Here is a 21,319-nt window from a genome sequence, read left to right on the forward strand (position 1 = left end):
TGCCGCTGTCCGGCCAATATCAAGGGCTGCCATGGTGCTATTTCAAGCTTTTTCACCCTGCGGCATGACATAACTCAACTGCTGCGCGACAAAACCGTCAAATGCCGTGATCAGGGGAACGAAGCAGGCCGCGTCCTGCTCCAACTGCATCAAGGCATAGCACGTCGCTTCCAGGCTCGATAACTGATCTGGCGCGTGCGCCTTGCGGATCAGGTAATGGGAAGCGGGCGTATCGCGCAGTGGCAGGCGCGGCAGCTGTTGCAACGGGGGATTCATATATAGCATCTTGCGGCTCTTACGCCAGGTGGCGTCCAGCACCACCAGCCGCAATTGGCTGGGATCGAGCAAGATGGCGGGGTCGAGCACTGGCGGCGGCGCGATGCCCAGCGAGCGGTCGCCTGGCGTATCCGGGTACAGCAGCACATTGTGCTTGCCGGCCAGCAGCCCGGCGAGAACATCGGGGGCAAACTGTTCGCCCGTCAGCATGCGGCTGTTGGGCAGGCTCAGGTGCAGCAAGCGGGCGCTGCCCTTGGCATTGTGGACTTCCAGCGGATGCTGCAGGATCAGCACTTCCACCGCATGGGAAACGGGGGCGATCCAGCGGCAGATGCAGCTGGACACGGCGCGCAGGCAAGCCGGGCAGCGCGCGCGTTTTCCGGGTTCAGCCGGGAAGGAGGATGCAGCGGGTCGGCTGGCGGTATGGCCGACGGTATTACTGGACGGATGGCTGGAGGTACGGCGGGTGGTCATGGTGGAGCGCGTTCGCGGCTGTCTTCAAGCCGCGATTGTAGCGCCCGCACCATGCCAAGGGGAGTTTGCGCTTAAAACTCTTCCCACTCGTCGGCGCCGGATGCCACCGGTGCCTTCGGCGCGCGTGCACGCACAGCGTCCGCTTGCGCCGCCTTGCCCGGCGCGGGTGCCGCCACGGCTGGCGCCGGCGCGCGGTGCCTTGCGGGCTGCATGGTGGGCCTGGTGACAGGTCGCGTCGCAGGTCGCATGGCAGCTGGTGCGGATGCCGTCACGGACGGGCTGGCACTGGCCGACACATAGTGCTGCGTTGCATCGAGCTTGAACAGGCCCACCACGTCGGCCAGCTTGGCCGCCTGTTCCTGCATGGATTCGGCCGCCGCAGCCGCTTCTTCCACGAGGGCGGCGTTTTGCTGCGTGACCTGGTCCATCTGGCCGATGGCCTGGTTGACTTGTTCGATGCCGGTGCGCTGTTCATCGCTGGCGTCGGTGATCTGGTTCATGATCTGCGTCACATGGCTGATGCTTTGCACGATCTCGTCCATGGTGCGGCCCGCCTTGTCCACCAGTTGCGAACCGGCTTCGACCTTTTGCACGGAATCGTCGATCAAGCCCTTGATTTCCTTGGCCGCCGCGCTCGAGCGTTGCGCCAGGTTGCGCACCTCGGAAGCGACGACGGCAAAACCACGGCCCTGCTCGCCGGCCCGGGCCGCCTCCACGGCCGCGTTCAAGGCCAGGATATTCGTCTGGAAGGCGATGGCGTCGATGACGCTGATGATATCGACGATCTTGCGCGAGGAATCGTTGATCGAGCCCATGGTGCTGACCACTTCCGATACCACCACCCCGCCCTTGCTGGCGATCTGCGAGGCGTCGATGGCCAGCTGGTTGGCGCTGCGCGCATTGTCGGCGTTGAGTTTCACGGTGGAGGTCAGCTCTTCCATGGAAGACGCCGTTTCTTCCAGCGAACTGGCCTGCTCTTCCGTGCGCGACGACAAGTCCAGGTTGCCGGCGGCAATTTCGCTCGACGCCGTGCTGATCGATTCGGTGCCGGCGCGCACCTGGCCGACGATGCTCACCAGCTTGTCGTTCATGTTTTTCAGCGCGTGCATCAATTGCCCCGTTTCATCGCGGCTTTCCACGACGATATGACTGGTCAGGTCACCAGCGGACACGGCTTCCGCCACCTCGACGGCACGCGTGATGGGGCGCGTGATCGAGCGTGTAATCCAGTACGCGCAGGCGATGCCGAGCAAGATGGCGACCACGCCCAGCGAGATCAGCAGCAGACGGCCGCTTTCATAGCGCGAACGGATTTGCGCGGCTGATTCATCGAGCAGCTTGGCTTCCAGCAGTTCCAGCTTCTTCAGCGACGCCAGGTAGATGTCGCGCTTGACGCCCATGTCGCCTTCGTACAGGCGCTTGCCCAGTTCAAGATCGCCCGCATTCTTGGCCTTGAACACATTCTTGCGCACTTCCGTGTAGGCCTTGCGCGTGCTCAGCACTTCCTGGTACAGCGCTTGCTCTTCGGCGTTCAGCTGGCTCTTGCCGATATCGTTCTGGATTTCCGTGGCGCGTGCGGACGAGACCGCCATTTCCTTTTCAAACTGCTTCTGATGTTCGGGATCACTGACTTTCCAGGCGGCCGCCGTGCGCGCCGCGTTCACCTCGATGACCTTGGTCCATTCACCGATCAGGCGCTCGTTGCGCACCTTGACGTTGACGAGCGCATCGGTCTCCTTGCTGGCGCTTTGCATCTGCACGATGCCCACCACGGTCAAGGTCGTCAACAGAAGGAGGACGGCGGCAAAACCGCCACCAAGACGTACGCCGATTTTGAGGTTCTTCATTGCGTGATTCCAATCTGAAAAAACGATGCACAGACGCCACGAAACCGATTTACTGCTACGTATCAATATAGCAGGCATCTGCCGTGCGGCAATCACGAGAGGTGGCGCAACGTTATCCACGCCACCGGAATGGCAGCGCGCCGCAGCGCACTACTTTGGAGCAGATTGTGAGTGAATCAGAGTGGCATTGCAAGAAATAACATGCAGAAAAGCAACAACCAGAAGGTGGTATGCCGCCACGAACGGGCGGCAGGCAAGCAGTGTCAGTTTTGCTTCACGTAGATCAATTTTGACGTATCGAAACCCAGGCCACCGGCTTTCTCGATCAGGCGCTGCTGCAAGGCAGGGTCCATGGTTGGCGTGCGCGACAGCAACCAGAAGTAGGATTTGTCGGGGCCGCTGATCATGGAATAGCTGTAATTTTGCTGGTCGAGGTCGAAGACGATGTAGGAACCATAAAAGGGGCCGAAAAACGACACTTTCAGATAGCCCACGTCTTTCTTGTCGACGAAATACGCCTTGCCTTCCGCGTCCTTCCAGACAGCGTCCGCATCCTTGTAGCCGCGGTTCAGTACTTTCAGGCCGCCATCCTGGCGCAGGCTGTAGTCAGCCGTCACATGACTCAAGCCCCGTTCGAACGAGTGGTCGAGGCGCGCGATCTCATACCACTTTCCCAGATAGCGGGTCGTGTCGAAGTTGCTAACTGGCACAATATTCTCGGGCCGGCCCACGCAGCCGGCCAGCACAAGCACACACAGGAACAGCAGTTTTTTCATGTTTTTCTCCATCGGGTGAAATCAGGGTGGCAAGGTCAGGGTTGCAGCGCGCGATCGACGATGCGGCGGATCGCGCCATTGTTTTGCATGCGCACGATGGCGGCATTGAATTGTTCGATAAAGTCATCGCGATACGGGTAGGCGGCAGGCCGGCGCTCCGTAAAGCCCAGGTGTCCCTGCTGGCTGGCCAGCTGCGCCGTTTCCTGAATCGCCTGCATCGGCGTGCCCGGCGGTTCCTCGCGCCGGATGCGCTGCAATTCCCACTGCGCCGACAGGCGGTCGCTGACATAGCAATCGATACGCCCGCGCATCAGCTTGAGCAGATTCGTGCGCGTGCCCTTGGCCGTATCGAACACGATGTCGGCCGCTTGCACGGCTGCAGTCTGCTTTGCATCGCCCAGCAAGAAACCCGCGTTCACGCCGATGTGCAAGCCGCTGTAGTCGGCGGGCCACTGCCGCAGCGTGCGTTTGGCCAGCACGTCCTGGTTGCACAGCACCACTAGCTGCTCCATCAGCAGCGGCACGGAATAGCGCACGTACGGCCGCTCGCTGCGCCATGAATACGGCGGATACAGGGCAAACGCCTCGCCCGTCTGCAGCATCAGCACGCCCCGCTTCCAGGGCACGGGACGCAGCTGCACCGCATACTGCGGCATCGATTGCACGGCTTCGCGCACGATCTCCGTATAAATGCCTTTCATCTGGCCGTTGTCGACGTAGGAGTATGGCGGATAATCGTCGTCGCCATAGATCACCAGCGGCGTCGGCCCCTCGGCCCGCGCGCCGGCAGCGATGAACAGGCACAGCGCGGCAGGCAGGATGAGCATTCTGGACATGCGCGAAGAGTAGCATGGAAGGGGAAAACGCCATCACCCGTTTGCGCTGTTCGTGCCCAGCATTTCGTCGAGCTGCGCCAGGGTGCTTGAATCCTTCACGACGGCGCGCAGCCACAGGTGCAGCGGCAGCTCGCCCCAGCTGGCGGCCTTCTCGGCCAGGTAGGCGACGGGGCTGTGCGGCTCCGTGCGGCGGAAAAAATCGGCCACCTGGCGCAGCTGGGCCAGCGCCTGCTGGCGCTGCACGATGGCGCCCCCGCCCCCGCTGGCGCCCTGGCCGGCGGTGGGCGGCGCGCCGGCAAAGTCCGCGCCAGGCGACAGCGGCGCGATGAAGTGAATGGCATTTTCCAGCGCTTCGCGCGCGGCGCGAAAACTCGGGCCATCAACACCAAAACGCGCATCGACGCTGCGTTCGAACGCCAGCAGCGACTGCATGCAGTATTGCGCGTCGGCCAGCAAGCCGTCGGAAAAGGCGCGTGTGTTCCTTTGCCGCGCCGCCTCCATCTGCGCCAGGGTAGCCCCTTCGTCGTGGCGCGTATCGCCCCAGCCCTGATCCGCCGCGCCCTGCGCCAGGCTGGCCGCCGCGCGCTGGCGCGCCACATCGAAATCTTGCAGTGCATACAGGCCGTCGGCGCCATCGGTCAGCGGGATCTCTCGCACTAGTTGCGGCGTGCGCGACAGCAGCCAGAAGACATTGCCGATGCGCTGTTCCTGATCGCCCTCTTCCGCCGGCGGGTACAGGCCATCCCAGTAACGCTCGCACAGGCCGGCCAGCAGCGCGTAGCCATCGCCCAGGCCACGGAAGTGGCGCGTTTTCGCGTGCGCCTCGGCCAGCCACACGGCCACGCGCAAATCCTTGCTGTGCGTGGCGATCAGCTGTTCGCAGCGCGTGGCCACGAAAGGCCAGTCCGCCTCCTTCAACGCCGTTACCCACTCGCCCTGGTCCAGGCTCGGGTCATCGTGCTGGCGCGCGCGCGCGATGGCGTCGAGCTCCTGGCTGAAGGTGATGTCGCCACCGCAGGGACTGACGGCGCTGACGGGATGCAGCAACTGCTCCAGATTGAACATGGCGCTCTCCGGAAAGTGGATTATCGAATCGTGTACTTGAACTGCCCCTGCTTGTTCGCGCTGATGCGTATCGACGCGACCGGCTCGCCTTCGGCCATGCGCACCAGCACAGCTTCGGCGATTGCCGGCAGCAGGCTGCCGTTGAGGATCTGGTCGACATTGCGCGCGCCCGAATCGACCTCGGTGCAGCGCGCCAGCACGGCGTCGACGAGACCCGCGTCATGGCTGAACTGCGCCTGATGGTTGCGCGCGATGCGCTGCCCGATGCGCGCCAGCTTCAGGTGGATGATCTCGGCCAGCACCGCGTCGTTCAGGGGATAGAACGGCAGCACCTTCAGACGTCCCAGCAAGGCTGGCTTGAAATGCGCCACCAGTTGCGGGCGCACCAGTTCTTCCAGCGCGGCCGGCGTGGGCAAGTCCTGCGCGACCCGGTTCAGGCAGGCGGCCATCATGGCGCCCGACCCCAGGTTCGAGGTGGCGATGATGATGGTGTTGCGAAAATCGACTTCGCGCCCTTCCGCATCATCGAGCACGCCCTTGTCGAAGACCTGAAAGAACAGCTCCAGCACGTCGGGGTGCGCTTTTTCCGCTTCATCGAGCAGCACCACGCTGTAGGGCTGGCGCCGCACGGCTTCCGTCAGCACGCCGCCTTCGCCATAGCCGACATAGCCGGGCGGCGAGCCTTTCAGGCCGGCCACGCTGTGCGCTTCCTGGTATTCGCTCATGTTGATGGTAATGAGCTTGCGCTCGCCGCCATACAGCAGGTCGGCCAGCGCCAGCGCCGTTTCCGTCTTGCCCGTACCGGACGGCCCCGTGAACAGGAACACGGCTTGCGGCTTGTTCGGATCGTCCAGGCTGGCGCGCGCCGTGCGCACGCGCTGCGCCACCGCCGCGATGACGTGATCCTGCCCCAGCACCCGTTCGCGCAGCGCCCCGTCGAGGGTCAGCACCGTGCGGATCTCGTCCTTGAGCATTTTCCCCAGCGGGATGCCGGTCCAGCCGGCGACGATGCCGGCCACCACCTGCGCATCGACTTCCAGCGGCGACAGCGGCGCTTCTCCCTGCAGCGCCGCCAGTTCTTCCTTCAGCGCCAGCAGGCGCGCCGCGCCGACCTCGCCCGGCCGCTCGCCGCGCAGCTGCGCGCGCAAGTCGCCGATCTGCGCCACCATCGCCTTTTCACTCTCCCAGCGCTGCCCCAGCGCCGTGATCTGCGTCTGTCCTTCTTCATGCTCGCGCCGCAGCTGCGTCAGGCGCGCGGCACCGGCTTTATCGGGCACTTCGCCATCGGCCGCCTCGCGGCTCAAGGCGGCGATTTCCGCGCCGATGCGTTCCTGGCGCCGGTGCGCGTTCTCCAGTTGCGCCGGCGTGGCGCACTGGCCCAGCGCCACCTTGGCGCAGGCCGTATCGAGCACACTGATGGCCTTGTCGGGCAGCTGGCGCCCGCTGATGTAGCGGTGCGACAGGCGCACCGCCTCGACGATGGCGGCGTCGCGCACGCGGATGCCGAAATGGCGCTCCATCAGCGGTGCCATGGCGCGTAGCATGGCGCAGGCGATGTCCTCGCTCGGTTCTTCCACCTTCACCACCTGGAAGCGCCGCGCCAGCGCCGCATCCTTTTCAAAATATTTTTTGTACTCGCTCCCGGTGGTGGCGGCGATGGTGCGCAAGGCGCCGCGCGCCAGCGCCGGTTTCAGCAGATTGGCCGCGTCGTTCTGCCCCGCCTGGCCACCGGCGCCGATCATCGTGTGCGCCTCGTCGATGAAGAGGATGATCGGGTGCGGGCTTTTCGTCACCTCGTCGATGACATTCTTCAAACGGCTTTCGAATTCACCCTTCACGCTGGCGCCGGCCTGCAGCAAGCCCATGTCGAGCGCGTGGATGTGCGCGCCCTGCAGCACCTCGGGCACGTCGCCTGCAGCGATGCGCAAGGCCAGGCCTTCCACCACGGCCGTCTTGCCCACGCCCGCCTCGCCCGTGAGTATCGGATTGTTCTGGCGCCGGCGCAGCAGGATATCAACGGCCTGGCGTATCTCCGCCTCACGGCCGATCACGGGATCGAGCTTGCCGTCGCGCGCCAGCTGCGTCAGGTCGGTGGTAAACTGGTCCAGCGCCGGGGTTTTGCTGGCCAGGGCCGCAACAGGATCATCACCTGTGTCGGCAAGCCGCGGCACGGCCGCGCTTTCCTCTTCACAGGAGCCGGCCGTCAGTTTGTCCGGATGGTGCTTTAATTGCTCCACGCTGAAGCGGGCGAACAGCTTCGAACCGCGGTAGGCGAGCTGAGACAGTTCCGGCTCCGTCAGCAGCGCCAGCAACAGATGGCGGCTGCGGATCGGCCCTGGCTGCGCCGTGTCCAGCGACGCGATCAGCCAGGCATGCTCGAACAGCAAGGGCAGATGGGGAGAGAACACGGGCGTGCGCGCGCTGCCCGTGCGGAAGCCTCCAATCTCGCGGCGCAGGTCCGCCTCCAGCGCCGTCAGGCTGATTTCGCTGCGCCGCGCGATGGTGACGAAGTCGCTGCGCTCCTGCTCCAGCAACGCCAAAAACAGATGCTCGATATCGACTTCATATTGTCCCAGTCCCACGCAGATGGCGGCGGCGCGGGTGGCGGCCGTGCGCGCCGTGTCATTGAGTTTGGCGATCAGGGTTTTCAGATTAGTGCTCATGCAGCGGCTCCCTTGCGGTTGATCGAATAGCGCAGCGACGATGGCTGCAGCACGGCGTCGAAATTGACCGTCTCGCCTCCAGCCTTCACGGCCAGGGTGCCGCTGATGACGAAGCCGACCCGGTTGATGGCGCCCGCTTCGCGTTCCAGGCGGGCGCGCACATTGCGCAATCGCGGTTCGTGGCGTTCGATGGCGGCCTTCAGCGCGGCGCAGATGCGGGCGCGGTCATCGCTGCTGGACAAGCACATGCCGGCGAAATCGATCAGACCATAATTGACGATGGAGGCCGCGCATTCCGGATAGGCGTCGAGCGCGTCAGGCGGCAGGGCCACGCGCGTGTTGAGCAGTTCTTCCAGGTCGCGCGCCACCGCATCCTTGAATTGTTCCAGCGACAGGCGCACCGCCACGCCTCCCGCCGCCGCACCGCCGTCGCCCATCAGGCGGTCGAACAGGCCAGGTACATAACTGTCCATGCGCTCTCCTGAAATGTCGGCGCGGCGCGCGGGCGAAGGTAGCCGCCGCGCGCCGCGCACCATGGATCAAGCCACGCGATTCGCGGCCAGGTCCCAGCCGCCCGAGGTATTGCCGCCGGCGCCGCCCGTCACTTTCTGCTGCGTGTATTTCCACTTCACTTTCGAGAACTTGAAGCCGACGTGCTCACCGAGGATGTCCCCCTCTTCCACGTTCGGCGTGACAGCGCCGATCAAGACATTTTCGATTTCGATTTCAAAGTACTTGACGCGCTCGCCCTGGCCGTCGGCGCGCATGAATTCGAAGCGCGCCTTGGGGATCGTCTTGCCGGCCGAGCAGGTCTGCAGCAGCACCGGCGAGGCCAGGTCGGCCAGCTTGGAGATGACGATGTCCTTGTGCTCGCAGCGTTCGGCCGTGTGGCCGCCGCCCGTCGACGCGGTGGCGGACTTCGGCTGTTCGACGCTCCAGCTGACCGATTTGCACTCGATCCAGTCCTTGTGCTTGTCATCGGTGGACTCGCCCTTGATGCCGTCTATCTGCAGATATACATCGATTGCCATGGTGTGCTCCTGTGGTTGAAAGATGGGTGAATCAGGAATTGGTCGACTTCGGCAACTCCGCGACCAGTCGGAGCGAAACGGATAATTCATCGAGCTGGAAGTGCGGCCGCAGGAACGACACGGCGCGGTACACGCCGGGCCGGCCCGGCACTTCGTGCACCTGCACGGACGCCTCGCGCAGCGGGAACTGCGCCTTCTGTTCCTGGCTGGCGTTATCGTCGAGCAGCACGTACTGCATCAGCCAGCGGTTCAAAAAATCTTCCACGTTGGAGGCGGCGGCAAAGCTGCCGATCTTGTCGCGCATCATGGCCTTCATGTAGTGGGCGATGCGCGAGACGGCGAAGATGTACTGCAGCTGCGACGACAGCACCGCGTTCGCATTGGCCGCGTCGCTGTTGTACTTGCGGCTTTTCTGCGCCGACTGTGCGCCGAAAAACGCCGCATACGCCGTGTTCTTGCAGTGCACCAGCGAGATGAAGCCCAGGTCCGACAACTCCTTTTCGCGGCGGTCGGTGATCGCCACTTCGGCCGGGCATTTCAGGGCCACGTCGCCCTCGTCCGTCTTGAAGGTGTGGGTCGGCAGGTCATCCACCAGGCCGCCGCCCTCCACGCCGCGGATGGCGGCGCACCAGCCGTAGTCGGCAAAGGCGCTTGTCAGCTTACAGCCGAACGCATACGCGGCGTTACACCACAGGTATTTGTGATGGTCGCTGCCGTCGACTTCCTCGACAAAATTAAAACCTTCGACCGTGGTGCCATCGACGGGATTGAAGGGCAGCCGGCCCAGGAAGCGGGGCAAGGTCAGGCCGACGTAGCGCGCGTCTTCCGATTCGCGGAAGGCTTTCCATTTCGCGTATTCGATGGTGTCGAACACCTTGGCCAGGTCGCGCGGCTTGCCCAGGTCACCGTAGCTTTCCAGGCCAAACAGTTCCGGCGCGGCCGAGGCGATGAACGGCGCATGCGCGGCGGCCGCGACGTGCGACATCTGCTCGACGAAATAGATGTCTTCCGGCTGGCGCGAAATGGCGAAGTCGCCCAGCAGCGCGGCGAATGGCGCACCGCCGAAGGTACCGAATTCCTCTTCATACACCTTCTTGAACATGCTGCTCTGGTCGAACTCCAGCGCGGCCTGGAAATCCTTCACCAGTTCGCGCTTGGTGGCGTTGAACATGCGGATCTGCAAACGCGTGCCCGTATCGGAATTGCCGACCAGGTAGCGCAGTCCCGTCCAGCTTTGTTCGAGCTGCTGGAACGGCGCCGCGTGCATGATTTCGCTGAGCTGGGCCGAGATCAGGCGGTCGATCTCCGCCACGCGCCCGTCCAGCGTCACCGACAGGCTGCTGGACATCAGCACCGTGCCATCGAGCACCTGCGCCACCAGCTCGGAGATCAGGTCACGCGCGCGCGCATGTTCGGCGCCGGACTTGGCGACGCGGCTTTGCTCGACGATCTGGTCCAGCAAGTCGGTGGCGGCCGGCGCATTGGCGGCCGATACTGCAAGGGCTTCTGCCTGGGCGCTCATCTCAATCCTCCTGCGCTGGGAACTGCGGTTTCAGGGCGGCCAGGCTGTCCGTGTTGTTCAGCACTTCCGTCAGCAAGTCTTCCAGCTTGTCGTTGCCGGCCAGCTTGTTGCGCAGGTCGGCCAGCTTGGTGCGCGCTTCGAGCAGCTTGCGCAAGGGGTCGACCTGGCGCACCACCGATTCGGGGCGAAAGTCATCCATCGAGCGGAAATGCAGGTCGACGGCGAACGTGCCGCCCGCGTCGCTGAGGCGGTTCGGCACGGCGAAACGGGCCACCGGCTCCACGCCGGCCAGCACTTCATCGAAGTTGTCGCGGTCGATGGAAACGAACTTGCGGTCCTTCAGGCGTTTTTTCTCGCTGTCCGGATTACCGCCAAAGTCGCCCAGCACGCCGACCACGAAGGGCAGCTCCTTGTTTTCAATCGCGTCGCCAATCTCGACGTCGTAGGTCATTTGCACGCGCGGCGCGCGGATCTTCTGCAGGCGTTTTTGCACGCTATCGGACTTGGGCATGTCGCTTCCTTTGCAAGGGGATGGTGGGGGTGCTCGCTTATTTCAGGCCGCTGAACGGGTCGGCCGTGCTGCCTGGCGCCGCCGCGCCCTTCGCCGCCGCCGAGCCGGAGCCGGATGTGGCTGCGCGCTTGCCGGCCGCCAGCGGACGTTTGGCCGGCGGCACCAGCACGTCTTCGCCGATGCTCGCGCGCAGCAGCTTGGCCAGGTCCTGCGCTTCCGAACGCAGCGAGCCATTCAGATTGTTTTGCCGCGACAGGTCGGCCAGTGCCTTTCCGGACAGGCGCAAGCCGCTGACGGCGACGATGCTGTTGGCCACCTTGTCGTCCGGGTCGCGCTCCAGCGCTTCGAGCGCATGGCCAATGGCATCGCCGTACTGGCCGCGGTCGAACTTCATCTGCGCCATTTGCAGCCACGGCGCCTTGTCAGCCGGGTAGCTAGCCCCGCCGCGCTGAAGCAGGGTCATGGCGCGTTCGTACTGGCCGGCGCGCGCGGCCGCATCGGCCTCGCTCATCACTTGCGCCAGGGTCGGCGCGGCAGGTTTTTGGGGCGCCGGCTGGTCTGGCGTGGCACAGGCGGCCAGCAGCAAGGCGCTGGCGAGGCAGGCAATACGGGGCAAGATGCTGACTGGCTTCATCGGGCACTCCTTCACGTGGAGGACGCTACCGCTGGGAACAATGGGCGGCGCCTTGGTGGAGACTATTATTGACCGGCAACTTTTTTGCCAAATTGAGATTAATCAGCAAAGAAGAAGTTCCACATCACAGCCGCGTACAGCGCCATGAATCCTGATCTGGCGCAGTAATTGTCTTGATCGCAGGCCGATCTTGCGCCAACGCAAGCGGGCCGCCAGTGCATGCGTTTAAATGACTGCAACACTGTTATTTCCACCCTTCAATTTACAAAGGTCGCCCATGCCACCTGACGCCCTGGTCCGCCCAGCCCGCGCCACCGCGCTACTGCTGATGGCCTTGCTGCTGGCCGGCTGTGCGGGCGGCGCCATCGGTACACTGGCCAACGCGGCGCTGCAAATGGCCGGCGTGGCCAAGCCGCCGCCGGAACTGCCCGACGCGCAAAAGCCGCCGCGCAATGTCAGCATCCGCCTGCATGCGGCGCAGCGTCTCAACACCGATGTCGACGGCCGGCCGCTGGCGCTGGTGGCGCGCATCTACAAGCTGCGCCAGAGCGCCGCCTTCGAACAGGCGCCGTACGACAGCTTCCTCGACACGCAGCGCGAAAAGGCCGCGCTGGGCGCCGACCTGATGGAAGTGAAGGAAGTGCTGCTGGTACCGGGCCAGCGCTACGAAGTACAGGAAAAAGTCAGCAAGGAAGCGTATTTCATCGGCGTCGTGGCCCTGTTCCGCGCGCCGGCCGCGCAGCACTGGCGCGCCACCTTTGCCGCCGCCGATGCGGAACGCGGCGGCATCACCGTCGGCCTGCACGCCTGCGCGCTCAGCATCAGCGGGGTAGCCGCGCTGTCGGCCCCGCGCTGCCAGTAACACGACCCGATACGCCACACATTCAAGGAGAACCGAGATGGGCATGGCAGCGAAAGTCTTGTGGGGAGAAGGCCTGTTCCTGCGGCCGCAGCATTTCCAGCGCCAGGATCAATATCACGAAGCGCGCCTGCATCACACGGCCAGCGCGCTGCATCCCTACCTGTGGGGCGTGGCGCACATGGCGTGGGACCTGGCGGCGCTGAAGACGGGCACCCTGCGCCTGCAAGCGCTGTCGGCGATCTTCCGCGACGGCGAAGTGTTCGAATCGCTGGGCGACGGCGCGCCCGGCAGCGATACCCTGCCCCCGCCCGTGGACCTGGAAGCGCTGCCGCCGGCCGTGCAGGAAGTGACATATTACGCGGCGCTGCCCATCCTCAACCGCGAAGGCATGAATTACACGGTGCAGGCAGCAACGGCAGGCACGCCGGCCAGCACCCGCTTTGCGCACGCGATGCGCGCCACGCCCGACCTGTTTACGGAGTCCGCCGTGGCCGACGTGGCCTACCTGAAGAAAACCGTGCGCCTGATTCCCGACAGCGAAGCGCGCGGCTCCTACGACTGCCTGCCGCTGATCGCCCTGCGGCGCACGGTGTCGGGCGGCTTCGAACCCGTGCCCTCGTTCATGGCGCCCAGCCTGGCGATCGCCGGCGCGCCGCGCCTGCAGGGCGTGCTGGAACACCTGCTCGACGCCTTGCAGGCGAAAGTGAGCGCGCTGCACGGCCACCACCGCGAACCGAGCCGCAACGTGATCGAGTTCCGCTCGGGCGACGTGTCCTCGTTCTGGCTGCTGCACACGGTCAGCACGGCCGCCGCCGCGCTGATGCACTATGTGCGCCATCCGGCCCTGCATCCGGAGCGCCTGTACGAGGCGCTGCTGGGCCTGGCGGGCGGCCTGCTCAGCTACTCCAAGCATTACACCCTGGCCAGTCTTCCCGCCTACGACCACGCGCAGCCGGGCGCCTGTTTCGACGCCATCGACGCGATCATCCGCGAACTGCTCGACACCGTCATCTCGTCGAAGTATTTTTCCATCGCCCTGCTCGAAGACAAGCCGTCGTACTACCTGGGCAAGCTCGATTCGGGCAAGATCGACCAGCACACCACCTTGTACCTGACGATTCGCGCCGCCATGCCCGCCATCGAACTGGTCGACGTGGTGCCGCTGCGCGTGAAAGTGGGCGCGCCCGACGACGTGGAAAAATGCGTGCTCACAGCCATGCCCGGCCTGAAGCTGTCGCATGCGCCGCAAGTGCCGGCCGCCATTCCCGTGCGCCCCGACACCTATTATTTTGCGATTGAAAACCGTGGCGTCCTGTATGAGCAGATGCTCAAGGCGCAGTCGATTTCCGTCTACGTGCCGGCCGGCATACGCGACCTGCAGCTGGAACTGATCGCGGTGACGGCATGAGCCAGCTCATCGAACGGCGCGCGGCACCCTCCCTGCTGGGACAACGCGGTTCCGCCCCCGGTGACACGGCCAGCCGGCATGCTGGCAGCGCCCTGCTGGACCTGATGCACGAAGGCTTTTATATGCTGTTCATGCTGAAGCACGGTTCGGCGCCTGGCGACGAGCAAAGCTTCATGGACCGCATCACGGCCTTCCTCGACGACTTCGAGCGCGAAGCGAAAAAAATCCGCGCCGATGGCGACGATATCGAGGCAGCCAAGTATGCGTTCTGTGCGGCCGTCGATGAAATCATCCTGGCCTCGCCTTTCGCCCTGCGCAAACAGTGGGAGCGGCGCCCGCTGCAGCTGCTGATCTTTGGCGACCAGCTGGCCGGCGAACACTTCTTCGACCGCCTCGACGCCCTGCGCGGCAAGGGCGCCATGCGCGTGCAGGCGCTGCAGGTCTTCCACATGTGTTTATTGCTGGGATTCCAGGGTAAATATGCGATCGACGGCGGCGAAAAACTCAGCTACCTGACAGCGCGCCTGGGCGACGAGATCGCCCACATCAAGGGCAAGAGCCGTGGCTTCGCGCCGCGCGCGGAACGCCCCGACCAGGTGGTCAACAAGCGCGGCAGCGACGTGCCGCTGTGGGCGCTGTCGAGCTTTTTCGCGCTGCTGGCCATCTGCGCCTACCTGGGCCTGAAAACGCATCTGACGCGCGGCACGCAAACGACCCTGGCCGCGTATGCGGACCTGGTCAAGCTGGCGCCACGGCCGGCCCACCTGACGATCACCTTACCGTAATTACTGCGCAATCCTGAACTCGATGCGCCGGTTTCGCGCCCGGCCATCGGCCGTGGCGTTGCTGGCCACGGGGCGGTCCGGTCCCTGGCCCGACACCAGCACCGAGTCGACCACGATACCCTTGCCGGCCAGGTAAGCGCGCACGGCTTCGGCGCGCGCCTGGCTCAGGGCCACGTTACTGGCGCGCAGGCCCGTGTCGTCCGTGTGGCCGATCACTTCCACCTTGCGTCCGCGCAGCTTGAGCATGACGGCCGCCATCTCGTCGAGGATGGCCAGGCCGGCCGAGGTGATGGTGGCCCTGCCGCTGTCGAATTCGATGATGCGTTTATCGAGCGCCGCATCGAGCAAGCCCTGCTCGGCCTCGGCCGCCCTGACCCGCAAGCCATTGTTGACGATGTAGGTGGGATTGAGGCTGATGGCGATGTCGCTGGCGATCTGCTGGCGCTGCGCCTCGTTCGCCACTTCGCCGCGCACGCTGACGTTGTTGCCGTCGACGGTGATCTGCCCCCGTGAAATGAGCTTCAGGTTCGGCGCGATCAGCTTGTGCACGTAGGCGTTCCAGTTGGCCGGCACGGCCACGTTGCCGATGGTGATCTGGTCGACCACGCGCTCGGCGCCATACAGTTCGCGCAGACGGGCCAGCACGGCCGCCTTGCCCGCCTCGTCGGCCAGGGTACCCGTGACGAGGATCTGGCCCGGCATCGGCGTCTGGGGTGCTTGCGCTTGCGCCTGGGCGTGGCAGGGAACGGCCGCGGCAAGCAGCAGGAAAATGGCATACGATTTCATCGCGGTCCTTCAGGCAAAGGTGTCGGCAAACATGGCGCAGGCCGAGCGCAGCGACAGCTGCTCCTGCTGCAGGCAGACGGAAAACTGGCGCAGCGCAGCGTCGTGTCCCAGCTGCTCCTCGACCCAGTCCAGCTGGTCGAACACGATCAGCCGTTCGCTGCCGGCCTGCGGGTCGATCAGCGCGCGCAAGCCATCCGGGTCGGCGCCGCAAAAACCGATCACCAGCACGGGCGCCTCGTCGAGGTGGGAAAAAAACAGCGCCAGTTCGAAATCGGCCAGACGCAGGAAGGGTGCAATCAAATGCAGCCAGAAGCTGGCCACCAGTTCGCGCTGCTGCGCGTCCTGCGGCAGCGGCAGCACCAGGCTTTTCTCCAGGCGCGGCAAGCCGCTCTGGCGTACAGGCCGCAGCAGCAGGCCCAGGCCCAGCAGCAGTTCGCGCACCGTCACGGGGAACGCGGGCGACGCCAGCATCGTTTGCAGGCCATGCACGGTCTGCGCCTGCAGGAAGTCAGCCAGCCGCTCCGCATGGCACGCTGCGGCCGGTTCGACTTCGACCAAGTTGCCGGCCAGCGCCAGCAGGGCCGGCCCCGGTTCGGCGCTGGCCACGATGCCTTGCGACAGCTGCTCCACCCGCTGCCACAGGGGCGCGAGCGCGAGCGGGCTGCAAGCGACAAAGGCCTCGGCGTCATCGACTTCGAGCGCGCCCATGGCCATGAAGGGAAAGCGCCGCAGCGACTGGTCGTTGCTCGCTTCCAGGCGCCCGGCGATGGCGCGCCGGCTGCGCGTGCCGACGAAGGCAAAACGCAGCGGCGGCAAGGCGTCGTAATTGAGCTTCCAGCGCGGTTCCACCGTCAGCGCGGTCATGACCTGCGCCAGCCAGTCGTCGAGCAGCTGCACCAGCGCGTGATTGTCGCAAGCCTTGATGAAATCGCCGCGCGCGGGGATCTTGCCAAAGTAGCCGAGGCGCACCTGCTGCGCCGCGCGCATCATGGCGCCACCCCGGTCGCCGCAACTGCGGCCATGACTGGCACAGGAACGCCCGGCATGCCGACGATCGTCTCGGGCAGCTGCATGCCGCGAAAGCCCTGCTCCTGCACTGCGGTGGCAGATCCGGCGCCTGTCGTCTCGGCGCTGCTGGTGATCTTCAGGTCGACCGCCACGGCCACCTCGCCGCGCGTCCAGCGCAGTTCGAACACGCCACCATCCTTGCGCTTCTTGGCCGCCGCGTCGATCATGCGCTTCAAGCCGAATTGCCCCGGTTCGTTGAACAGTTCCACCGTGCGCCCGTCGAACGTGACGGCCGTGATGCGCGCGCCTTGCTGGCCCGCCGCGCCCTGCGGACCCGGATGCACCATATTCGTCCACTGCGCCGGGGTATTGCGGTAGCGCAGCTGCTGGCCGTCAATCTCCACCGTGTATTCCAGGGTGCCCGGCGCGGGCGACGGCTGGATCTGGAACACGGTTTGCGCCGCCGTCGAGGTGGCCGCCACGCCGCCAGCGCCCAGCGGCGCGATCCAGCCGGGGAAGCGCGCCACCACCTGCGGCGCCAAGCTGATGCCCATGTCGGCCCAGGTGCGCGGCGCCAGCACGTCGCCGCGCCGCACCACCAAGGGGCCCATGGATGTGGTGACGAATTTCGCCACCAGGCCTTCGGGGCCGAAGAACTGGCCGATCTCCAGGTTGCTCGCCTCGATGCGCGCCGTGGGCGCAAACGGATATTTGTTGGCCAGCGATTTCTGGAACGGTTCGTACACCTGCGCCGCCCAGGTCTTGTTGATATCGAGTTCGGCCGGCGTGACGATGACGGCAAAGGTCTGCATCAGCGGGCGCACGAGAATGGGGCGTATCGCCTGCTTCTGCGCGTCGCTCATCCCCGTGAGCACCTGCTCGTCGACCAGCTTCAGGGCATCGGCCAGCTCGGAGCCGCTGCCCTCCAGCGTCTGCTGCATGAACTGGCGCGCGCCAGGCCCCGCATCGCCCTGGTTCTTCAGCTGGTTCAAACGGCTGCGCAGTTTCGACAGCGCTTCCAGGTAGGCGCGCATCAGCGAGGCACTGTTGTCCCTGGCCGCCACCAGTTTGCCCACGCCGGCAAATTCGCGCCCCACGGGACCCATCGGTTTATCCAGGCGGGCCGGGTCGAGCTGCGCAGTGAGGCCGGGGTTGGCCGTCAGCTGCGACGGCGCGCGGCGCAGCACGGTTTCCTTGAACCAGGCGATGATGCCCCGCTCGGCCTTGCGCAACTGAGCGTTTTGCAGGGCCGGATTGTCCCACGAGGTTTCCTCGTAAATGGTCGTCAGCAGCTTGGCGATCGGCGACGACTGCGGATCGCCCAGGCGGTTCATCGCCTGCACGGCGCCGTCAAAACCTTTCAGGTCGGCGACGGCCACGCCCTGCACGAATTTTTGCCACTCGCGCGCGTAATCGGCCTTGTACATGGCCACCAGATTTTTCTCGATCTGCTCCGGACTGCCTTCCAGGGTCAGGTCGTCGGTGGAGGCACTTTTCAGCACCCAATCGGCGCTTTGCAGTTCGCGGTTGGCGGCGTCGCGAAACGCGCCCTCGACGAACTTTTCCCAGGCCTGGCGCGTAAAGGCGCCGGAGACGGTATAGCTGCCCGCCAGCAGGGTCTGATCCTGCTCGCCGACGATGCGCGCCACCGTCATGCCGGGAAAACGCGTCGAGGCGCGCGCCTTGACGTCGGCATACACGCGCTCGCGCGCCGGCATGCCGCGCACCACGCGGCGCAGGTTTTCGCGGGCCTGGTCGACCAGCGCCAACTTCTGTTCGATGCGCGGCCAGGACGGGTCGCCGATCTGCGCCAAGTAGAACGTCAGCAGCCGTTCGGCGCTGCGTATCATCTGCTCGCGCGGCATGGCGCCCCGGTTGCTCTCCAGCCAGCCGCGCCAGAAGCGCGTCAGCTGGTCGTTCAGGTGGCTGCTTTCCGCATGCGTCTTATCGGCCAGCATCAGATAGGTTTTCAGCGCGTTGTAGGCGTCTTCCACATTCGTCGCGCTGGCCGCCTGGTACTGCACGCTGCGCGGTGCGGAAGACACTGCGGGCGCGGCGGCCGGCGTCTGCGGCGTGCGCGCCGTGGGCTGCAGCTGGTCGGCGCTGGCGTTCATCTCGAACAGCAAGGCTTCCAGCGCGCCCGCCACGGGGGCCAGCATGACCTGGCGCGCGCCGGCAAAATACTCCTCGCGCAGCTTGCGTTCAAGTAACTCCCCCTGGTACAGGCCCAGGCGCAAGGACCACGGCCGTTGCGTGCGGTACGCGTCCAGCTGCTCGATGCGGTCCTGCAAGATCTCGAGCGCTTCCAGGCGCGACTGCAAGTCCAGGCGCCGCTCCTGCAACTTGACCACTTTATTTAAATCGGCCTCGACATTGGCCACCAGTTGCCGGTTGCCCAGGTAGGACCAGCTCCAGCCGCCCAGGCAGGCGCCCAGCGACACCGTGGCGGCGAAGAACACGGCATATTTGAAGCGCAGCTTGGCGCGGTTGGCATAGTTGGCCACCAGGTGCTTGTCGGCAAAAATCACCTTGCGGAACAGCTCCAACAGGAAATAGCCATGCTGGCGCGCGCCGGACGGCGCTGCGGCCGGAGCCGGCGCGAAGGCCAGGTCGAAGCGGCGCGCCACCTGCTGCGAGGACGCGCTGACGGGCTCGCCTTCCTGCAGCGCGCTGGTGAAATAAAAGCCGCGGAACACGGGCTGGAACTGGAACGGGTTTTCCTCGAACAGGGTGGCGATGAAGGCACGCAAGGCCGGCTTGATGGCAGCGAACTCGAGCGGAAAGGTGAATACGCCGGGCGCCATCGTCTTGCGTTGCCGGTGCGCCATGTTGGCCAGGCTCAGCTCCGTCAAGCCATCGTGCAATTCATCGAAGCTCTGGTCGAAAAACGCCAGCAAGTCGGCCGTGGGCAGCTTGCGCTGGTAGGGCATGGTGGCGCCCCAGACGCGCTCGCGCTCGCTGCGCTCGGCATCGGCGAAAAACTCCGTAAAGCCGGCGATCAGATCCGCCTTGGTAAACACGATGTACAGGGGCGCGAACACTTCCAGCCGTTCGATGACGTCCTGCACGCGCTTGCGCAGGCTGCGCGCCAGTTGCATGCCGACATCAGGATCGCCGCCCAGCTCGGCGATGCTGACGGCGATGAGGATGCCGTTGATGGGCGCCTTGCGCCGGTATTTTTTCAGCAGGTCGAGAAAGCCGAACCACTCGCCGCGGTGCTCGTCGACAACGGAGTAGCGCCCCGCCGTGTCGAGCACGATGCCGTCCGTCGTGAAAAACCAGTCGCAGTTGCGCGTGCCGCCCACGCCTTGCACGATCTTGCCGTCGGCGAAGGGGAACTGCAGGCCCGAATGCAGGATGGCGCTGCTCTTGCCGGCGGCAGGATTGCCGATGATCATGTACCACGGCAATTCGTACAGGGCGGCGGCGCCCGACTTGAGGCCCAGCTTGGATGTCTTGATGGTCTCGATGGCGGCCAGCATGCCCGAGCGCACGGCGCCGAGCTCGCCCTGCTGCGTGCTGCCGGCCGTGGAGGACGAGGCCGCCTGCGCGGCGGCGATCTCGGCCTCGTTGAGGATGACCTGGCCCAGCGCCTGGGCATCGCGCCGCGCACGGCGCCGGCGCCACAACCACAGGCCCAGCCAGGTGGCAAAAGCCAGCAGCAGCAAGACCAGCGCCCAGACCAGCGCCACTTCCAGCATCTCGGCACCCAGGTACAGGAACAGGGCCAGCGCCACGAAGCCGAGGATGGTCAGTTGGCGGCTGTCGGTGAGGAAATGCCAGAGTCGTCGCAGCATGATAAGCCCAGGGTGAGGTCGCAAAGCAAGGCGGATTCGGCCCATGCTGACAGCAATGCGGCGCGGCTTTGTTGACATACGACAAGTATCTGGCGCCAGCGCTCGGCAGGCACCGGCAGGTCATTGACGCTGCGCAATCAAGCTTGCAGCGGTGAAATTCGGGGCCGTATGCGGCGCTAGAATGGCTGGCGCGGCTTACTTGCCCGGCACGCGCGGTTGCGGCAATTCCGTGTGGCCAAAATCCATCATGGTCCAGCGTCCGCCCCAGCGCAGGCCCACCGATTCGGCCGTCACGCCATATAAACGGTAGCCGCGCATGGCCCAGGCATTTTTTTCAGAAATGATGAGCTTTCCTTCATGCATGAATGCGCAATCGGCCGCCAGGCCATACTGGTGATAGCTTTGAAACGCCTTCGCGTTCGTCACGTTCGGGCCGGCCGCCGCCAATTGATCCTGGCGCGCGGGGCTGCGATAGCCTTCCAGCAAGACCATGTCATAGCCATGCACGTCCTTCATGATCTTGAAGACCAGCAGCAGACGCTGCGCGAAATCGTGGTCGAGCAATTGCCAGTTGCGGCTGGCGCCGCCCAGCAGCGGGCGCAGCTGCGTTACTTCCGCCGTGGAAAACAGCAGCGGCGGCAGGGTTGGCGGCGGCACCAGCTGCTCGCCTTTCAGCAGGTCGCTGACCTGGTCGTTGATGACGTGTTGCTGGTCGGCATAGCCGCGCAGGGTGATGCGGTCGCTGGACAGCCAGGCCAGCAGCGGCGGCACGATGACCAGTACGCTGCCTGCCAGGCTCAGCCAGCGATGCCGCCACAGCAGTTGCCAGACGCGCGCCATGCCCGAGCCCGTGTGTTGCTGCACGCGCTGCCACTGCGCGCCGCCGCCCCGCTGCAACCCCTGTGCACGCCGCTGCATGCGCCAGCCCAGATTGACGAGCGTGTGCAGCACGATGGCGCGGCCGCCGGGAAACAGCAGCAGCCAGCAGGCAAAACAGGCAAGCAGAAAATACATCAGGACCAGGGCGACGAACATGGG

18 protein-coding genes are annotated in these 21,319 nt (G+C 65.1%); 3 read left to right on the forward strand and 15 right to left on the reverse strand.

Translation table 11 applies throughout. From position 1 onward, the window contains the following. Window positions 1-42 precede the first annotated feature (42 nt). From KO538_RS02770 to KO538_RS02820, 11 genes are all read right to left on the reverse strand, one after another. A complete protein-coding gene (locus tag KO538_RS02770) occupies window positions 43-750 on the reverse strand; it encodes a tRNA-uridine aminocarboxypropyltransferase (RefSeq protein ID WP_219327412.1) in 708 nt (235 codons plus the stop codon). Between the two features lie 71 nt (window positions 751-821). After that, window positions 822-2,597 (reverse strand): methyl-accepting chemotaxis protein, encoded by a 1,776-nt coding sequence (locus KO538_RS02775; RefSeq protein ID WP_219327413.1) that lies wholly within the window; start codon window positions 2,595-2,597, stop codon window positions 822-824. A 263-nt stretch (window positions 2,598-2,860) separates the two neighbouring features. Beyond that, entirely contained in the window at window positions 2,861-3,373 is a 513-nt protein-coding gene (locus KO538_RS02780) for a lipocalin family protein (RefSeq protein WP_034750114.1), read from the reverse strand. 35 nt (window positions 3,374-3,408) lie between these two features. Further along, window positions 3,409-4,209, reverse strand: a complete 801-nt coding sequence (locus tag KO538_RS02785) for an ABC transporter substrate-binding protein (RefSeq protein ID WP_219327414.1) — start codon at window positions 4,207-4,209, stop codon at window positions 3,409-3,411. A 33-nt stretch (window positions 4,210-4,242) separates the two neighbouring features. Next, complete coding sequence (gene tssA / locus KO538_RS02790; protein WP_219327415.1) at window positions 4,243-5,274, reverse strand: type VI secretion system protein TssA; 1,032 nt, start codon at window positions 5,272-5,274, stop codon at window positions 4,243-4,245. Window positions 5,275-5,294: 20 nt separating this feature from the next. After that, window positions 5,295-7,937, reverse strand: a complete 2,643-nt coding sequence (gene tssH, locus KO538_RS02795) for a type VI secretion system ATPase TssH (protein ID WP_219327416.1) — start codon at window positions 7,935-7,937, stop codon at window positions 5,295-5,297. After that, a complete protein-coding gene (tssE, locus tag KO538_RS02800) occupies window positions 7,934-8,410 on the reverse strand; it encodes a type VI secretion system baseplate subunit TssE (RefSeq protein ID WP_219327417.1) in 477 nt (158 codons plus the stop codon). The genes tssH and tssE overlap by 4 nt, the downstream gene beginning before the upstream one ends. A 66-nt stretch (window positions 8,411-8,476) precedes the next feature. Then, on the reverse strand, window positions 8,477-8,968 hold the full coding sequence (locus KO538_RS02805; protein WP_034750126.1) for a type VI secretion system tube protein Hcp: 492 nt from the start codon (window positions 8,966-8,968) through the stop codon (window positions 8,477-8,479). 31 nt (window positions 8,969-8,999) lie between these two features. After that, window positions 9,000-10,490, reverse strand: coding sequence for a type VI secretion system contractile sheath large subunit (gene tssC, locus KO538_RS02810; RefSeq protein WP_034750128.1), 1,491 nt, complete (start codon window positions 10,488-10,490; stop codon window positions 9,000-9,002). Window position 10,491: 1 nt separating this feature from the next. Continuing rightward, window positions 10,492-11,001 carry a type VI secretion system contractile sheath small subunit gene (tssB, locus tag KO538_RS02815; protein WP_034750131.1) on the reverse strand — a complete coding sequence of 170 codons (510 nt, stop codon included), beginning with the start codon at window positions 10,999-11,001 and terminating at the stop codon, window positions 10,492-10,494. A gap of 37 nt (window positions 11,002-11,038) precedes the next feature. After that, a complete protein-coding gene (locus tag KO538_RS02820; protein WP_034750134.1) occupies window positions 11,039-11,635 on the reverse strand; it encodes a tetratricopeptide repeat protein in 597 nt (198 codons plus the stop codon). 277 nt (window positions 11,636-11,912) lie between these two features. On the opposite strand from KO538_RS02820, the gene tssJ reads away from it, so the two are divergent. Genes tssJ through icmH form a run of 3 tightly spaced genes read left to right on the forward strand, consistent with a single transcriptional unit; the run spans window position 11,913 to window position 14,690 of the window. Further along, complete coding sequence (gene tssJ, locus KO538_RS02825; RefSeq protein WP_219327418.1) at window positions 11,913-12,497, forward strand: type VI secretion system lipoprotein TssJ; 585 nt, start codon at window positions 11,913-11,915, stop codon at window positions 12,495-12,497. A gap of 37 nt (window positions 12,498-12,534) precedes the next feature. Next, window positions 12,535-13,905: a type VI secretion system baseplate subunit TssK gene (tssK, locus tag KO538_RS02830; protein ID WP_219327419.1), complete on the forward strand. Its 1,371-nt coding sequence runs from the start codon at window positions 12,535-12,537 to the stop codon at window positions 13,903-13,905. Further along, window positions 13,902-14,690, forward strand: coding sequence for a type IVB secretion system protein IcmH/DotU (icmH, locus tag KO538_RS02835; protein ID WP_219327420.1), 789 nt, complete (start codon window positions 13,902-13,904; stop codon window positions 14,688-14,690). Before tssK ends, icmH begins: the two co-directional genes overlap by 4 nt. Here the strand turns inward: icmH and KO538_RS02840 are convergent, their stop codons facing one another. The 4 genes from KO538_RS02840 to KO538_RS02855 form a co-directional block, all read right to left on the reverse strand. Next, on the reverse strand, window positions 14,691-15,476 hold the full coding sequence (locus KO538_RS02840; protein WP_219327421.1) for an OmpA family protein: 786 nt from the start codon (window positions 15,474-15,476) through the stop codon (window positions 14,691-14,693). A gap of 9 nt (window positions 15,477-15,485) precedes the next feature. Continuing rightward, window positions 15,486-16,466, reverse strand: a complete 981-nt coding sequence (gene tagF / locus KO538_RS02845) for a type VI secretion system-associated protein TagF (RefSeq protein ID WP_219327422.1) — start codon at window positions 16,464-16,466, stop codon at window positions 15,486-15,488. Continuing rightward, complete coding sequence (tssM, locus tag KO538_RS02850) at window positions 16,463-20,281, reverse strand: type VI secretion system membrane subunit TssM (protein WP_219327423.1); 3,819 nt, start codon at window positions 20,279-20,281, stop codon at window positions 16,463-16,465. Before tssM ends, tagF begins: the two co-directional genes overlap by 4 nt. Window positions 20,282-20,476: 195 nt before the next feature. Continuing rightward, a complete protein-coding gene (locus KO538_RS02855) occupies window positions 20,477-21,316 on the reverse strand; it encodes a M15 family metallopeptidase (protein ID WP_219327424.1) in 840 nt (279 codons plus the stop codon). Window positions 21,317-21,319 lie beyond the last annotated feature (3 nt).

Source organism: Janthinobacterium sp. NKUCC08_JDC (assembly GCF_019345575.1).
Taxonomy (GTDB): domain Bacteria; phylum Pseudomonadota; class Gammaproteobacteria; order Burkholderiales; family Burkholderiaceae_D; genus Janthinobacterium; species Janthinobacterium aestuarii.

Coding starts and splice junctions, on each gene's coding strand:
- KO538_RS02770 (WP_219327412.1), bottom strand. CDS start 750: ATGACCACCCGCCGTACCTCCAGCCATCCGTCCAGTAATACCGTCGGC.
- KO538_RS02775 (WP_219327413.1), bottom strand. CDS start 2,597: ATGAAGAACCTCAAAATCGGCGTACGTCTTGGTGGCGGTTTTGCCGCC.
- KO538_RS02780 (WP_034750114.1), bottom strand. CDS start 3,373: ATGAAAAAACTGCTGTTCCTGTGTGTGCTTGTGCTGGCCGGCTGCGTG.
- KO538_RS02785 (WP_219327414.1), bottom strand. CDS start 4,209: ATGTCCAGAATGCTCATCCTGCCTGCCGCGCTGTGCCTGTTCATCGCT.
- tssA (WP_219327415.1), bottom strand. CDS start 5,274: ATGTTCAATCTGGAGCAGTTGCTGCATCCCGTCAGCGCCGTCAGTCCC.
- tssH (WP_219327416.1), bottom strand. CDS start 7,937: ATGAGCACTAATCTGAAAACCCTGATCGCCAAACTCAATGACACGGCG.
- tssE (WP_219327417.1), bottom strand. CDS start 8,410: ATGGACAGTTATGTACCTGGCCTGTTCGACCGCCTGATGGGCGACGGC.
- KO538_RS02805 (WP_034750126.1), bottom strand. CDS start 8,968: ATGGCAATCGATGTATATCTGCAGATAGACGGCATCAAGGGCGAGTCC.
- tssC (WP_034750128.1), bottom strand. CDS start 10,490: ATGAGCGCCCAGGCAGAAGCCCTTGCAGTATCGGCCGCCAATGCGCCG.
- tssB (WP_034750131.1), bottom strand. CDS start 11,001: ATGCCCAAGTCCGATAGCGTGCAAAAACGCCTGCAGAAGATCCGCGCG.
- KO538_RS02820 (WP_034750134.1), bottom strand. CDS start 11,635: ATGAAGCCAGTCAGCATCTTGCCCCGTATTGCCTGCCTCGCCAGCGCC.
- tssJ (WP_219327418.1), top strand. CDS start 11,913: ATGCCACCTGACGCCCTGGTCCGCCCAGCCCGCGCCACCGCGCTACTG.
- tssK (WP_219327419.1), top strand. CDS start 12,535: ATGGGCATGGCAGCGAAAGTCTTGTGGGGAGAAGGCCTGTTCCTGCGG.
- icmH (WP_219327420.1), top strand. CDS start 13,902: ATGAGCCAGCTCATCGAACGGCGCGCGGCACCCTCCCTGCTGGGACAA.
- KO538_RS02840 (WP_219327421.1), bottom strand. CDS start 15,476: ATGAAATCGTATGCCATTTTCCTGCTGCTTGCCGCGGCCGTTCCCTGC.
- tagF (WP_219327422.1), bottom strand. CDS start 16,466: ATGATGCGCGCGGCGCAGCAGGTGCGCCTCGGCTACTTTGGCAAGATC.
- tssM (WP_219327423.1), bottom strand. CDS start 20,281: ATGCTGCGACGACTCTGGCATTTCCTCACCGACAGCCGCCAACTGACC.
- KO538_RS02855 (WP_219327424.1), bottom strand. CDS start 21,316: ATGTTCGTCGCCCTGGTCCTGATGTATTTTCTGCTTGCCTGTTTTGCC.